Origin of the sequence: Microcoleus sp. N9_B4 (genome assembly GCF_036701635.1) — a bacterium.
Lineage (GTDB): Bacteria > Cyanobacteriota > Cyanobacteriia > Cyanobacteriales > Microcoleaceae > Microcoleus.
This window is the reverse complement of record NZ_JAUBRC010000046.1, coordinates 1-15,101: the sequence shown is the minus strand read 5'-3', so window position 1 is coordinate 15,101 and position 15,101 is coordinate 1. Positions and strand designations below refer to the sequence as shown.

Annotated in this window: 10 protein-coding genes; 5 read left to right on the top strand and 5 right to left on the bottom strand. The window is 48.0% G+C overall.

Annotated elements, in window-relative coordinates:
* The first annotated feature begins 275 nt into the window (after nucleotides 1-275).
* A complete protein-coding gene (gene secA, locus QUA43_RS24630) occupies nucleotides 276-3,092 on the top strand; it encodes a preprotein translocase subunit SecA (protein ID WP_333377223.1) in 2,817 nt (938 codons plus the stop codon).
* Between the two features lie 72 nt (nucleotides 3,093-3,164).
* Here secA and QUA43_RS24625 read toward each other — a convergent pair whose 3' ends face one another.
* From QUA43_RS24625 to QUA43_RS24610, 4 genes are all read right to left on the bottom strand, one after another.
* The gene (locus QUA43_RS24625) at nucleotides 3,165-3,458 is read right to left on the bottom strand and encodes a DUF3288 family protein (RefSeq protein ID WP_333288198.1); all 294 of its coding nucleotides are present in this window, start codon (nucleotides 3,456-3,458) and stop codon (nucleotides 3,165-3,167) included.
* Between the two features lie 165 nt (nucleotides 3,459-3,623).
* On the bottom strand, nucleotides 3,624-4,532 hold the full coding sequence (locus QUA43_RS24620; protein WP_333377221.1) for a hypothetical protein: 909 nt from the start codon (nucleotides 4,530-4,532) through the stop codon (nucleotides 3,624-3,626).
* 55 nt (nucleotides 4,533-4,587) lie between these two features.
* Entirely contained in the window at nucleotides 4,588-5,157 is a 570-nt protein-coding gene (locus QUA43_RS24615) for a tetratricopeptide repeat protein (protein WP_333377219.1), read from the bottom strand.
* A 483-nt stretch (nucleotides 5,158-5,640) separates the two neighbouring features.
* Nucleotides 5,641-7,695 carry a serine/threonine-protein kinase gene (locus tag QUA43_RS24610; RefSeq protein ID WP_333377217.1) on the bottom strand — a complete coding sequence of 685 codons (2,055 nt, stop codon included), beginning with the start codon at nucleotides 7,693-7,695 and terminating at the stop codon, nucleotides 5,641-5,643.
* Nucleotides 7,696-8,192: 497 nt separating this feature from the next.
* On the opposite strand from QUA43_RS24610, the gene msrP reads away from it, so the two are divergent.
* Complete coding sequence (msrP, locus tag QUA43_RS24605) at nucleotides 8,193-9,176, top strand: protein-methionine-sulfoxide reductase catalytic subunit MsrP (RefSeq protein ID WP_333377215.1); 984 nt, start codon at nucleotides 8,193-8,195, stop codon at nucleotides 9,174-9,176.
* 131 nt (nucleotides 9,177-9,307) lie between these two features.
* Here the strand turns inward: msrP and miaA are convergent, their stop codons facing one another.
* The gene (miaA, locus tag QUA43_RS24600) at nucleotides 9,308-10,228 is read right to left on the bottom strand and encodes a tRNA (adenosine(37)-N6)-dimethylallyltransferase MiaA (protein WP_333377213.1); all 921 of its coding nucleotides are present in this window, start codon (nucleotides 10,226-10,228) and stop codon (nucleotides 9,308-9,310) included.
* 257 nt (nucleotides 10,229-10,485) lie between these two features.
* On the opposite strand from miaA, the gene QUA43_RS24595 reads away from it, so the two are divergent.
* From QUA43_RS24595 to QUA43_RS24585, 3 genes are all read left to right on the top strand, one after another.
* A complete protein-coding gene (locus QUA43_RS24595; RefSeq protein WP_333377210.1) occupies nucleotides 10,486-11,721 on the top strand; it encodes an ATP-binding protein in 1,236 nt (411 codons plus the stop codon).
* Between the two features lie 236 nt (nucleotides 11,722-11,957).
* Nucleotides 11,958-13,898 (top strand): DNA topoisomerase (ATP-hydrolyzing) subunit B, encoded by a 1,941-nt coding sequence (gene gyrB / locus QUA43_RS24590; protein WP_333377208.1) that lies wholly within the window; start codon nucleotides 11,958-11,960, stop codon nucleotides 13,896-13,898.
* A 271-nt stretch (nucleotides 13,899-14,169) separates the two neighbouring features.
* Nucleotides 14,170-14,886, top strand: coding sequence for a heme oxygenase (biliverdin-producing) (locus QUA43_RS24585; protein WP_333377206.1), 717 nt, complete (start codon nucleotides 14,170-14,172; stop codon nucleotides 14,884-14,886).
* The last annotated feature ends 215 nt before the right edge of the window (nucleotides 14,887-15,101 follow it).

Sequence of the window (15,101 nt, the reverse complement as noted above, 5' to 3'; positions counted from 1 at the left end):
GTCTGATGTTTGACGATTAGGGCCCTCCATCCCCTTAATAACCCGGAACAGAGGTCAACTATTCAATCGAAAATCGAAAATCCAAAATCCAAAATCGATCGATTATTCAATCTAAAATCTAAAATCTAAAATCCCAAATCGGTCGATCGACCGCAGCGACGGCCCAGGACAGCCAATGGTTGCTACAATCGGGGAGGGTATATGTTGTGGCTAACACTACAGCCCGTAACCCTGAAAGCTAATAGCTAAATTATTAAAAATCTGCCTCTCCTGCCATGTTTAAAAATCTGCTAGGCGATCCCAACGCGCGCAAACTGAGAAAATTTCAGCCTTGGGTAGCTGATATCAATATCCTGGAAGAAGACTTCCGCGCACTCTCAGACGACGGCCTCAGAGGGAAAACGGCGGAGTTTCAACAACGTCTGGCAAAAGCTAAATCTCTCAACGAGGAGAAAGAGATCCTCGACGAAATCTTGCCGGAAGCTTTTGCAGTGGTGCGGGAAGCGGGACAGCGGGTTTTGGGGCTGCGCCACTTTGATGTCCAACTCCTCGGCGGCATCATTCTGCACAAAGGCCAAATTGCGGAAATGAAAACCGGTGAGGGCAAAACTCTGGTGGCGACGCTGCCGGCATACCTCAACGCCCTCAACGGTAAAGGCGTACACATCATCACCGTCAACGATTATCTCGCAAGACGGGACGCGGAATGGATGGGACAGGTGCACCGCTTCCTGGGATTGACTGTGGGACTGATTCAGCAGGGCATGGATCAGGTGGAACGAAAGAAAAATTATAGCTGCGATATTACCTACGCCACTAACAGCGAAGTCGGCTTTGATTATTTGCGCGACAACATGGCTACTGTCATGGAAGATGTAGTGCAGCGTCCTTTTAATTTCTGCGTGATTGACGAGGTTGACTCGGTGCTGATCGATGAAGCACGGACGCCTCTAATTATTTCGGGCCAGGTGGAACGCCCCAGCGAGAAGTATATGCGGGCGGCTGAGGTAGCTGCTGCTCTGAGAAAGGAAAATGAAGAACATTACGAGGTTGACGAAAAGGCTCGGAATGTGCTGTTGACCGATGAAGGGTTTGGTGAAGCTGAAAATTTGTTGGGCGTTACGGATTTGTACGACCCGGCTGACCCTTGGGCGCATTACATTTTTAATGCGATTAAGGCGAAGGAATTGTTTATTAAGGATATTAACTACATCGTCACTCCCGATCGCGAAGTCGTGATTGTGGATGAGTTTACGGGCCGGGTGATGCCGGGACGGCGCTGGAGCGACGGTTTGCACCAGGCGATCGAAGCCAAAGAACGGGCGGAAATTCAGCCGGAAACTCAGACGCTGGCGACTATTACTTATCAGAATTTCTTTTTGCTTTATCCGAAGCTGTCGGGGATGACAGGGACGGCGAAGACTGAGGAGACAGAGTTTGAGAAGATTTACAATCTGGAAGTAACGCTGATTCCCACTAACCGGATTACCAGCCGTACTGACCTTTCGGATATGGTTTACAAGGCGGAGGCTGGGAAGTGGAATGCGATCGCCCAAGACTGTGCAGAAATGCACGAGATCGGTCGGCCGGTACTGGTGGGCACGACAAGCGTTGAAAAGTCGGAGTTGCTGTCGCGGCTGCTGCTGGAACGGAAAATTCCTCACAATTTGCTCAATGCTAAACCGGAAAATGTGGAGCGGGAATCAGAAATTATCGCTCAAGCCGGACGCAAAGGCGCTGTGACGATCGCCACAAACATGGCGGGACGCGGTACTGATATTATTTTGGGCGGTAATTCTGAGTATATGGCGCGCCTGAAGTTGCGGGAGTATTTTATGCCCCGGATCGTGCAACCAGAGGATGACGAGGGGTTTTCGGTGGTGCAAGTGCCTGGTATTAGTGGCCGCCCCGCACCTCAAGGTTTTGGTCAAACTGCCAAAAAGGTTAAGTCTTGGAAAGCTTCGGCGCAGATTTTCCCGACGCAGCTATCGAAAGATGCCGAGCAAATGCTCAAAGCGGCGGTGGAATTGGCGGTGAAAGAGTACGGCGAGCGATCGCTCACGGAATTGCAAGCCGATGATATCGTGGCTATAGCTTCGGAAAAAGCGCCGACAAAAGACCCGGTAATTCAAAAGTTGCGGGAAGCTTACAATTTAACTCGCAGGGAATACGATGCTTTTACCAGCACCGAACACGATGAAGTCGTGCAGTTGGGAGGCTTGCACGTCATCGGTACCGAACGCCACGAATCGCGCCGGATCGACAATCAGTTGCGCGGCCGGGCGGGACGCCAAGGAGACCCTGGTTCTACGCGGTTTTTCTTGAGTTTGGAAGACAATTTGCTGAGGATTTTCGGCGGTGAACGGGTTGCCGGTTTGATGAAAGCTTTCGGTGTTGAGGAAGATATGCCGATCGAATCTGGAATGCTGACTCGTTCCCTCGAAGGCGCTCAGAAAAAAGTCGAAACCTACTATTACGATATCCGCAAGCAGGTATTTGAATACGACGAAGTGATGAACAATCAGCGTCGAGCAATCTATGCGGAACGTCGCCGAGTATTGGAAGGTTTGGACTCCAAGGAACAGGTAATTAGGTATGCCGAACAGACGATGGATGACATCGTGGGAGCATACATCAATCCCGATTTACCTTCGGAAGAATGGGAACTCGACAAACTTGTGAGCAAGGTGAAGGAATTTGTTTATCTGCTGGCTGACATGACACCGGATCAGCTAGAAGATTTGTCCGTTGAGGAAATTAAAACCTTCCTGCACGAACAAGTCCGCAATGCTTACGACATTAAAGAAGCGGAAGTTAATGCAATCCGAGCTGAATTGATGCGAGATGCGGAACGGTTCTTTATTTTGCAGCAAATTGATACTTTGTGGCGGGAACACTTGCAACAAATGGATGCTTTGCGCGAGTCTGTAGGACTGCGCGGTTACGGCCAGAAAGACCCGTTGATCGAATACAAAACTGAAGGTTACGAGCTGTTTTTGGACATGATGACGGATATCCGCCGCAATGTGGTTTATTCGCTGTTCCAGTTCCAGCCGCAGCCGGCAATGCAAGTTTCACCAGAGATGGTTTGAAAATAGTTAACAGTTGACAGTTGACAGTTGACTGCAACTTCCAGGCTCTTCCTGGAAGTTGCAGATTTGAGATTAAAGCCAATCTTCTTGATCGCTTTTTTGTCGCCTGTAAACCTCACCTGTAGCGTGAATTTTGCGGGTTTGTTCATAAAGAGTTTCTTCGGTATGATTCCATTTTTGCAGGACTTTTTTTAAGTCTGATTGGATATCTCTAGCGCCGGGAAATCCTCGGTAGCGAATTATTAATCTTGCTAATTCCGATAAATTGTATTCGGTTGCTTCTCCTGCTAATAAAGTATTGACACTGGCTCGATCGCGCTTGTATTGCGGATGCTGCTGATCTTGAGTTTTTTCTACTGAATCCATACTATTTTATGTTTCCCAATCATCTGAAAATGTTGCTACAAGCAACCGCCACCCAAAAACGCGGAGATAAATAACTATCATGAATAGAGTCTTAAATCCGCACTTCATAAACCGTTTGATTCGGGTATCATAACTGTCAACTGTCAACTGTCAACTGTCAACGGTTTAAGTTGTCCCTTCAGTCATCCCCAGAAATTTTTGTGTTTGTTCAGTAATACCAAATAGCCGATCGCCCTGACAAAAGATTTCCCAGGCGCGGATTCCCATAAAGCCAATACCTGCAACCGCCAAGGGCATCGCTGCCGCACCTAAAAGGGCGGCAATGGGAGGAAATATCATGCACAGTGTTAACAGAATGCCAGTAATAACACCGCCAGCAATGCCAGCTTTGGCGGTGGCAGTGGCGACTTGTTCGACTAACTCTGACTGGGTAATTTTGCCTTCCACGCACAATAGCGAATTTTCTAAGATAGAAAATATTAACTCAATTACTGCTGCGGCGATCGCCCCTTTCATTGCAGCCCCAACGATTTCCGCAACTGCTGCTTTAAACGCTGCATCCGCTAAAACTTGCTTAGCGACTGCTAATTCTGCGGCAGTCATGTCTACACCACCGCGAGCACGATTCACCCAAAAATATTCAAAAATCCCGTTAGCAGCTTCGCTTCCGCCTCCATTGACGTGCGCTTGGATGTGACTCCAATCTTTATCTTGACAGAAGTTGCGAATTGCTTCTGGCCCTTGGGCACGAATTTGGGCGGGTATGGATTCAAATACTTTTGCTGCTTCTTGAACATTTCGGATGCCGTCACGCACCCCAGCCCTAGCAAATTTGAATTGCAGATTTGTTGGCAGGTTCTCAAAACGGATGTTATGTGCTATTTTAAAAGCTTCTTGAGTGGCGATCGCCCCAGCAGTAACCATTGAACTTGGCGCTGATTGTACCCACGCCGTTAATACAGTTGCATTTTCCTCAACTTTAGCAGCGATTTCGTTGGCTAAGTTTTGGGTATCGGCAACTGTTTCTTGTACTTTAGCCGTTAGGAATTCGAGCGGATTCTGGCTAATTTCCATGTTGATCCAGCTTGCATCATTAATAATTGAATTATTCCGACTATAACATTCCTCTTCAGTAAGTGTGATTTTTTACTAAATTGCTTCTCGCTTCTAACTCCGGCTGTAAATTTAGAGCTTTTTTTTGATAAAATAAACCTTCATTGATTCGACCTTGCTCCTCCAAACTTTTACCTAAATTCCAATAAGCGACGGCTAAATCTGGTTGAAGACAAATAGATTTTTGATAGTAAGTTATGGCGTCATCGAGCTGGCCTTGTTTGTAAAACATACTGCCCAAGTTAACATAGGCTTCGACAAAATTAGGATCAAATTCGATCGCCTTGGAGTAGGCGCGAATTGCCGCGTCTATTTTGCCTTGGGCTTGCAGGATATTGCCTAGAGTTTTGTAGGCGGGGGCGAAATTGGGCTGCTGGCGAAGTGCTTGGTAACAGGAGGCGATCGCCTCTACATATTTCTGTTGCGTATAATAAATTTCTGCTATCTTGTTGAGTGCGATCGGACTATCGGCTTGAATGGCTAGTAATTTTTGATATTGAGCGATCGCCTCCTCAAGTTTTCCTGATTTCTGAAGGCTATCGCCCGCTGACAAATACTGCTCTGCTAACTCGGAATTTGCGGTCATATATTTTAGTTTAACAGCCTAAACTACTTTACCACAAGTGTTAGTTAGCAACCAAGATTTCTAGGCATATTCTGACTATTTGATATTTTAAATTTGTTTTTGTACCAACATAGGAGTTACGCAATCATTCCAGGTATGGGGGCAACCACGGGGGGTTTGCCCCTACAAAATACTATATATTGAGGCTGTGCGTAAGTCCTGCACCAGTTCGGACTGTTTTTGATTACTAACCGTAGAATATAGGTTTCAGGGAACCCCGATTAAAGCAAGATAAAAGCCAGCAAAGTCCTGGACGCACTCTTGACAATCTGAAACCCGGTTGCTGACTATATTTCTCGTTCCTGTTAGCAAAACTCATAGAAACCGGGTTTGTAACATCCCATGCGTGGGCATTGAAACTATCCGAAGTGTTGATATATCAATTAACTGAATGTTCGATCGCCCTAGCTGTTCAAAAATTGATTGAACGGGCGATCGAAAAAATTAAGGAGACAGTCGCCACACTTTAATCGTGTCGTCAAAACTGCCACTGATCAGAGTTTTGTCTTGAGGATTAAAAGCCAAATCCACCCAGGTAGAATGACCCTTCAGCGTACCCGCGATATCGCCGGAACTCATGCGCCACAGCTTGATAGTCCCGCTCAAATCGGCGCTGGCGAGTTTGTCTCCGTCGGGACTGAAAGCCAAGGACTTAACCTTGTCGGAATGGCCGATCAAAGTCCGCAGCAGAGAACCGTTGGGTTGCTGGGACTGATTATTTGCGCTGATATCCCACAACTTCACCGTCTTGTCCCAACTGCCGCTGGCGAGAGTTTGACCGTCCGGGCTGATGGCCAGAGACCAAACCGCCTCGGAATGACCCCAAAGAGTTTGTTTCAATTCCCCAGTCTGCCAGTTCCACAGGTTGATCTTACCGTCGCTGCTGCCGATCGCCAAAGTTTCTCGATCGGGACTGAAAGCCACCGACTGCACCTCGTCAAAAACCTGCTTGAGAGTTTCCAACTCGGCCCCGCCTTCGACTTGCCACAACTTCAAAGTTTTGTCCTTACCGACACTGGCCACGGTATGGCTATCGGAACTGAAAACTACCGAGAACACGCCGTCTGTGTGTCCGTCCAAAGTCCGAATTAACTTGCCCGAATAGAAATTCCACAATTTAATCGTACCGTCAACGCCACCGCTGGCGATCGTCCTGCCGTCGGGACTGACTGCCACCGACCACACCGGCCCCAAATGTCCTGCTAAAACCTTGAGCAGCTTGCCGTGACGCTTGTGCCGCAAGTGAATTGTGCCGTCGTTATTCCCGCTGACTATCACGCGGCCCTGGGGAGCAACTGCTACCGCCCAAACCGGGTTTTTGTCTTGATCAGCCAGAGTCCGCACTGCGGGCCGGGACTGCGATGCCTCACCGTTGAAATCCTGCATCGGGGGCGGATTGAACCGAATTTCGGGAATGCTAGAAACAGGCTCAGAAGAAGTGAAAGCCTGTGGTACGGTCGATGGCAAGCGAGAACCCAGCACTACGGACAGCAGGGCAACCGCAGTTCCTCCCCACATGGCCAAAGTCCACTTGGGTTTGCTGAGAATCACGTCTACCGGTGCCGGGCCGTATTTCATGTCTGTGAGAATTGCCTCGGTAGATCGATAGCGTTTTGATGGTTCTCGCTGCACCATTTTATCCAGAATGCGGCCGAGTCGCGCCGAAACTGGTACTTTTAAATAATGTCTCCAAGTCCAACTTTCGGATTTGATGTCAAACAAATCAAAGGGCGACATTCCCGTTAACAAGTGAATGCAAGTGACGCCCAAACTGTAGATGTCGCTGCTCTTAATCGCTTGGCCTTTAATTTGTTCCGGGGCCGCGTATTCTGCAGAACCTGTCACCGTTTTTGTTTTCAGCGGCCCGCTATTAGCCGGAATTGCCGCGCCGAAATCGACTAAAACTAGCCCAGAGGCACTTTCCTGGGACAGGGGATGTAGATCCTCTTTCCCTGCGAAAGCTGGCGATGCTTGGGGAGTTTTGCGGTGAATAATATTCGACGGTTTGATATCTCCGTGAATCAGTTGATGTTCGTGAACAAATTGCAGGACTGGCAACAATTCGCTCAGCAGATACCAAATTTGAATTTCTTTAACAACACCTTTTTCTGAAAGCCGATCGGCTAAATTGCGGCCTTCGATGTATTCTTGCACTAAATACTGGCAGCCTTCGACTTCAAAAGATGCCAGCAGTTTCGGTATTTGGGGATGTTTGCCCAACTCGTCGAGAACTGAGGCTGAGCCGCGAAAAGTCCGGTTTAGGGGGTTTTGACCGTCCGCTGTGCCTGCGGGCGTGCAGAACTGTTGAATGACGCAACGGGGTTGCGAAGGTTGGTCTTCATCGACTGCTAAGAAGGTGCGGCAAGTAAGACTTTGACCGAGGGTGTGAAAGACTCGGTAGCGCCCTTTTAGCAGCAGGTTCGACTCGCAGCTTTTGCAGACTGTCGCGCGATCGAGATTTTGGGGATTCTGGCAATTGGGATTGGTGCAGTAACTCATTTGTCTTTCCGCTGGAGACCCCCGTCCGACATTATTGCTGGTGGGGGAGGAAAGCGGGGCGGTGCGTGCCGCTTCCTGTGGACAAATTAAATAATTGGAATCTTTGCTTGATCATAATTGTTTCCCAGATTTTCGCCACCATTGCACGCGGGCGATCGCACGTTAATTATTGCTGAGTTTCCTGCGAGCAAGGTTTAATAGGTCGATCGTACAAGCGGGCTCTCCTGCCCACCCCACAAGAAAATCATTCTTTGTGGAACAGGTCGGAAAGCCTGTTATTGAGAATGGTGCAATATCTCAGTTGTTACCGAATTAAGCTATACTGTCATTGCGAATACTTGCATTGCGATCGCAGCAAAGCAATCGCAAGACAGTGCCAAATATCCGCGATTCTTTTTTCTATGGAGTCAATCTAAAACTGCAAATATCCAATCGAGTAACCGATTAAAATTTTGGCAACTTTCGCCAAACGAACTACTAACTTTTAACTATTACTTATGCCCTTAATTCGCGTACCCAAATCTTGGGAAATTCTCAACCCACAAATTACCCCAGAAACAGCATTTCTCAACCGCCGCCGCTTCATGACAAACTTAATTGGCGCCGGCGTGACAGCTTCGCTGCTACCGCTGACGGGCTGCCAAAGCAATCCTAGCTCAAAAACTGCTCTGGATCAAAGCTCAACCCAAGCATATTCGGAATTGAGCCGGAATCCCGCCTTTGCGAAAGTCGATCGAGCGATTACCGACGAAGCCTTAGCTACAAAATACAACAATTTTTACGAATACGGCGGCACAAAATCTATTTGGCAAGCAGCTCAAGCTTTGCCAACAGAAAACTGGAAAGTAGAAGTAGGCGGTTTAGTAAAAAATCCCCGAACTTATGATATTAACGACCTCGAAAAGAAATTCCCTATCGAAGAACGAGTTTATCGATTTCGCTGTGTAGAAGCGTGGGCGATGGTAGTTCCTTGGGTCGGATTTCCCATGAAATTACTGATGGCGGATGTCGAACCGCAATCGAAGGCTAAATTCGTTCGCTTCACCTCATTTTACGACCCCAAAATTACTCCCGGCCCCGGTTTGATGTCGCAATTTTATCCTTGGCCTTATACCGAAGGTCTGCGAATTGAAGAAATGGCAAACGATTTAGCATTTTTTGCCACAGGCTTGTATGGCCGAAAGCTACCAAAACAAAATGGTGCGCCGCTGCGACAAGTGATTCCTTGGAAGTACGGTTTTAAGGGCGCAAAGTCGATCGTAAAAATTGAATTTGTCGAACAACAGCCCGCCACTTTTTGGAATACAATCGGCCCCAACGAATATGCCTTTGAAGCAAATGTCGAACCCGACAAGCCACACCCCAGATGGTCGCAGGCCAGCGAACGGATAGTCGGCCCCGGTAACAGTTGGTCGTGGGAAACTCGCCCAACTTTGCCCTATAACGGTTATGGTGAATATGTGGCGAGTTTGTACAGTTAATTGACGCATTTCCCCTCGTTTCTAGGCTCTGCCTAGGAACGCAGATCCGGAGGCTCTGCCTCCCTATTCCCGCGAGGCAGAGCCTCGGATTCAGGCATTCCCAGGCTCTGCCGGGGAACGAAAAATTGAAATTACATCAGTCTTGATCTGCGTCCCTCAAACTCTTCAACTCTCTGCCAAACTCTTTCTAGCAAATCTGGTGCGCTAACATCAAACCATTCAATTTCAGGATAAGCTCGAAACCAAGTCCGCTGTCTCTTCGCAAATTGCCGCGTGTGCAAAATTGTTAATTCTTTGGCTTCTTCCAGCTTAATGTCGCCAGCCAAATATTGTTTCATTTCCTGATAGCCCAGCGTGTTCAACAGTGGCAAGTCGCAGCCATATTTTTTACACAAATATTCTACTTCAGCAATCCAACCGCGTTCTAGCATTTGTTCGGTGCGCTGTTTGATACGATCGACCAAAACCTCCATATCGCAATCCAACCCAATTTGTAAAATAGGATAATTGGGAGGATTTTCCCCCTGCTGTTCGGAAATAGGGCGACCCGTGACATAAAATACTTCCAGTGCTCTTAAAGTTCTTACTGGGTCATTGAGGTGAATTTTCTCAGCGGCAGAGCGATCGACCTGCTGCAACATCGCGTAACATTGAGATTGTCCGAGTTCTGCAAGTTGCGATCGCAATTCGGGCATCGGCGCTACCATCGGAATTTTCAAACCGCGCACGATCGATTTAATATATAAGCCCGTCCCTCCCACCAACAACAGGGGGGGAGAAACAGGAAAATCGACAGCAGCAATTAAATTTTGAGCTTGCTGTTGGTAATCTGCTAGTGTCAGAGTTTCTGTCGGATCGCAGATGTCAATTAAGTGATGCGGTACACAAGTGCGATCGACCGCCGTCGGTTTTGCGGTTCCGATGTCAAATTCGCGGTACACTTGACGGGAGTCCGCACTCAGAATCGAGGATTGCAGTCGCCCCGCCAAAGCCAAAGCCACTCCCGACTTCCCCGTCGCCGTCGCCCCACAAATCGTAATTAATCTAGGCATAAGCTGTCGCACGTTTCCCTATAAAAACTCTCAAATCCTCTCCTCTCAATGCTTTCCCGTCTCTCCTACACTGATTCACCGCGCTACGCATGGGGAGTCGCGAAGCAATCTCAAAACTATTCCCCTCCGTCCCCCCGATAAATTTCCCTTCAGAAAGCCCTAGCATCGCCTTTAACGGTTTTGTGCTATAATTTTAAAAGTTTTCCCATTTTAGAAGCTTTCGGGGCTTTAAGCCTCATTATTGGAGGTATTGTTGTATGACCAGCAGCTACAGCGCCGACCAGATTCAAGTTCTCGAAGATCAGGAAGCAGTTCGCAAACGACCGGGGATGTACATCGGTAGCACGGGCCCGCGAGGACTCCACCATTTAGTTTACGAGGTTGTTGACAATTCCATCGACGAAGCGCTGGCCGGTTACTGCACTCACATCGAGGTTGACCTCAACGCCGACGGTTCCGTTACCGTGACAAACAACGGGCGGGGAATTCCCACCGAGATTCATTCCAAAACTGGCAAATCATTCTTGGAAGCAGTTTTAACGGTTCTCTGCTTTGCTGGCAGGAGTGGCGACGGCTACAAGGTTTCTGGAGGTATCCACGGACTTGGGCTAGCAATTGTCAATGCTTTGTCTCAATGGTTGCAGGTGACTGTTTGGCGCCAGGAGCAAATTTACAACCAGCGTTTTGAGAAAGGCATGGCAGTTACGCCGCTGACAGTTAAACCCAGTTCCGAAAACCGCATGGGTACGTCGATTTGTTTCAAACCAGATGTGGAGATTTTTAAGAATGGCATTGAGTTCGATCGCGCCACTCTTGCCCTTCATCTGCGGCAGCTTGCTTATCTCAATCCCGGTTTGAAAATTATTTTGACTGACAACCGCTTGGAAATGCTAGGCAGCAGTTCTCCCTGCATCGAAACTTACTGCTTCCCCGGCGGCATCCGGGAATATGTCGCCTACCTGAACTCTGATGTCGAACCGCTGCACGAAGATATTATTTACATTCAGGGCGATCGAGACGACGTACAAGTAGAAATAGCCTGTCAGTGGCACCTTCTGAATCAAGATAATTCCTACAGCCGACTGTTTGGTTTTACTAACTGCGTTCGGAATATCGATGGTGGCACTTACATTAAAACCTTTCAATTGGCAGTGAGGCCGGTGGTAAGTGCGATCGGCCACCAACTGGGCAAACTCAAAAATACAGACCCAGTTTTAATGGGGAATGAAGTTTTAGAGTGTGGCTTCACCGCCGTCATTGCCGTTAAATTACCGAATCCCGAGTTTGAAGGCCCGACGAAAAGTCGGCTGGTTAACCCGGAAGTACAAGAAATCGTTAAATCTTTGGTAGAAAAAGAGTTGATGGAATATTTGACAGCCCACCCGGAAGTTGCAGGGGCGATCGTCCAACAGGCGATCGAGGCCCGCGACGCAGAAGCAGAAGCACGCAAAGCGCGGGCATTGCGCCGAAAGCAAGAATTACAAAAATATTAATGACTTGCAGTAGACTGCCGCGGGCGATCGCACTTCTCAACCTTCCGGCTAACAGCCCCGCCACCAAATGTCAATAGCTCCCCAAGTAAAACTACTATGCCGGGTACGTCCCCCCGATAAATTTCCCTTCAGAAAGCCCTAGCATCGCCTTTAACGGTTTTGTGCTATAATTTTAGGAGTTTTCCCATTTTAGAAGCTTTTGGGGCTTTAGGCCTCATTATTGGAGCTATTTTTGTATGACCAGCAGCTACAGCGCCGACCAGATTCAAGTTCTCGAAGGTCTCGAAGCAGTCCGTAAACGACCGGGGATGTACATCGGTACCACCGGCCCGCGAGGACTCCACCATCTAGTTTACGAGGTTGTGGACAATTCCATAGATGAGGCGCTGGCTGGCCACTGCACTCACATCGAGATTGACATCAACGCCGACGGTTCCGTTACCGTGACAGACGACGGTCGGGGTATCCCGACCGGCATCGTTGCTAAGACTGGCAAATCGGGAATAGAAACAGTAATGACTGTACTCCACGCCGGCGGTAAATTTGGCGGTGGTGGCTACAAGGTTTCTGGAGGATTGCACGGTGTAGGTATTTCTGTTGTTAACGCGCTGTCCGAGTGGGTAGAAGTGACAGTTTGGCGCGACCAAAAAGAACATTTACAGCGCTACGAAAGAGGCAATCCAGTTACTGAACTTACTGCCAAGCCCAACAAAGGCACTCGCACCGGCACTTCAGTTTCTTTCTTGCCAGATACTCAAATATTTAGCACGGGCATTGAATTTGATTACACTACACTCGCCGGGCGCTTGCGAGAATTGGGTTACTTGAATGCGGGCGTGAGAATTACGTTTAGCGACCACCGTTTGGAACTGCTCAAAAGTAGCGAACCTCGCATCGAAACATACTGTTACGAGGGCGGAATCAAGGAATATATCGCCTACATGAACCGCGAGAAGCAGCCTCTGCACGAAGAAGTGATCTACGTGCAAGGAGAACGCAACAACGTGCAGATAGAAGTGGCTTTGCAGTGGTGCGTTGATGCTTTTAGCGACAACGTTTTAGGTTTTGCGAACAACATTCGGACGATCGACGGTGGCACGCACTTAGAAGGTTTGAAGGCTGTTTTGACGCGGACGATGAATTCGATCGCCCGCAAGCGCAACAAAATCAAAGAAAACGAGCCCAACCTCGCCGGCGAAAACGTTCGCGAAGGTTTGACAGCAGTCATTTCTGTGAAAGTCCCAGACCCGGAATTTGAAGGCCAAACTAAAACTAAGCTAGGAAATACAGAAGTTCGGGGAATTGTCGATTCCTTGGTAGGCGAAGTATTAACAGAATATTTGGAGTTTCGCCCCCAGGTAGCTGACGCTATTTTGGAAAAAGCAATTCAGGCATTTAAGGCTGCTGAAGCCGCCCGTCGCGCCCGCGATTTAGTGCGCCGAAAATCCGTCTTAGAATCGTCTCCTTTGCCTGGAAAATTAGCGGACTGTAGTTCCAGAGACCCTGCCCTGTCTGAGATCTACCTGGTGGAAGGGGATTCTGCAGGCGGATCGGCAAAACAAGGGCGCGATCGCCAATTCCAAGCAATCCTGCCTTTGCGCGGTAAAATTCTCAACATTGAGAAAACCGACGACGCCAAAATCTACAAAAATAACGAAATTCAATCGTTAATTACAGCCCTGGGTTTGGGCATCAAAGGCGAAGAATTCGATCCGGGTCAATTGCGGTATCACCACATCGTAATTATGACTGACGCTGACGTAGATGGTGCTCACATCCGCACGCTGTTGCTGACTTTCTTCTACCGCTATCAGCGGGCACTTGTAGAACAAGGTTACATCTATATTGCTTGCCCTCCTCTCTATAAAGTGGAACGGGGACGGAATCATTATTACTGTTACAGCGATCGCGAAATGAACAATCTCATCCGCAATGAATTTCCGGCGAATGCTAACTACACCATTCAGCGGTTCAAAGGTTTGGGTGAAATGATGCCGACACAGTTGTGGGATACAACGATGAACCCAGAAACTCGGACGCTGAAACGGGTGGAGATTGAAGACGCTGCTGAGGCCGATCGCATCTTTACGATCTTAATGGGCGATCGTGTCGCCCCCCGCCGCGAATTCATTGAAACCTACGGCCCCAAACTCAACCTCCTCGACTTGGACATCTAAGTTAGTTGACAGTTGACAGTTGACAGTTGTTTGCTGGCGAGGATGAGTCATTAGTCATTAGTCATTAGTTAGTGGCTGATGACTGATGACTACTGCCAACTGCCAACTGCCAACTGCCAACTGCCAACTGACGACTGACTACTGCCAACTTTTGTTATAAAAATTAATACAATCTCTCATCAAATCGATCTAAGGTAAAAACTTAGGTAAATTTTAGATTTTTGGCGCATCCATCAGCTACCACAAAAATAGAAGGTTGGACAAATATAGCATGAGCATCAATTTAGCGACCAAGTTGCGTGAGGGAACCAAAAAGTCCCACACAATGGCAGAAAACGTCGGTTTTGTCAAGTGTTTTTTAAAAGGCGTTGTAGAAAAAACTTCTTACCGGAAGTTAGTAGGAAACCTCTACTTTGTCTACTCGGCAATCGAAGAGGAAATGGAACGCCAAAAGCAGCACCCGGTTGTTTCAAAAATTTACTTTTCTGAGTTGAATCGCAAACAAAGCTTAGAGCAAGATTTATTTTACTACTACGGTGCGAATTGGCGCGAACAAGTAGCTCCGTCAGCCGCAGCCAAAGCTTATGTGCAGCGCATTCACGAGATTTCGGCGACCGCACCGGAACTGTTAGTAGCTCACTCTTACACTCGCTACCTTGGCGATTTATCCGGCGGACAAATCCTGAAGGGAATTGCCCAGCGCGGGATGAATCTTTCCGACGGAGAAGGCACTGCTTTCTATGAATTCCAGGATATTCCTGATGAAAAAGAATTCAAGGCTAACTACCGTCACGCAATGAATGAACTGCCGATTGACGAAGCAACAGCAGAACGAATTGTTGACGAAGCTAATGCAGCTTTTGGCATGAACATGAAGATGTTCATGGAGTTAGAAGGCAATTTGATTAAAGCAGTTGGTCAGATGCTTTTCAATACTCTGACGCGGAAGCGCGGTGGTGCCAGTACCGAATTGGCTACTGCTGATTGAGTTAAAGCTCACTGCGGATAATTTGAGCCTCGTTTAAGAGGACAAACTTAAATCCTGGGGGTTTGATGGCTGCTTTTACAGTCACCAAAGCTCCGGGATTTTGCATGGTGTTTGAATTGCGGGCGATCGACTTTTTATAGAAGAAGGAAGAAGGAAGAAGGAAGAAGGAAGAAGGAAGAAGGAAGAAGGAAGAAGGAAGAAGGAAGAAGGAAGAA

Excerpts from the sequence above, each read along its gene's own strand:
- miaA (WP_333377213.1), bottom strand. The coding sequence starts at position 10,228 with ATGCCTAGATTAATTACGATTTGTGGGGCGACGGCGACGGGGAAGTCG.
- QUA43_RS24620 (WP_333377221.1), bottom strand. The coding sequence starts at position 4,532 with ATGGAAATTAGCCAGAATCCGCTCGAATTCCTAACGGCTAAAGTACAA.
- QUA43_RS24595 (WP_333377210.1), top strand. The coding sequence starts at position 10,486 with ATGACCAGCAGCTACAGCGCCGACCAGATTCAAGTTCTCGAAGATCAG.
- QUA43_RS24585 (WP_333377206.1), top strand. The coding sequence starts at position 14,170 with ATGAGCATCAATTTAGCGACCAAGTTGCGTGAGGGAACCAAAAAGTCC.
- QUA43_RS24615 (WP_333377219.1), bottom strand. The coding sequence starts at position 5,157 with ATGACCGCAAATTCCGAGTTAGCAGAGCAGTATTTGTCAGCGGGCGAT.
- msrP (WP_333377215.1), top strand. The coding sequence starts at position 8,193 with ATGCCCTTAATTCGCGTACCCAAATCTTGGGAAATTCTCAACCCACAA.
- gyrB (WP_333377208.1), top strand. The coding sequence starts at position 11,958 with ATGACCAGCAGCTACAGCGCCGACCAGATTCAAGTTCTCGAAGGTCTC.
- QUA43_RS24625 (WP_333288198.1), bottom strand. The coding sequence starts at position 3,458 with ATGGATTCAGTAGAAAAAACTCAAGATCAGCAGCATCCGCAATACAAG.
- QUA43_RS24610 (WP_333377217.1), bottom strand. The coding sequence starts at position 7,695 with ATGAGTTACTGCACCAATCCCAATTGCCAGAATCCCCAAAATCTCGAT.
- secA (WP_333377223.1), top strand. The coding sequence starts at position 276 with ATGTTTAAAAATCTGCTAGGCGATCCCAACGCGCGCAAACTGAGAAAA.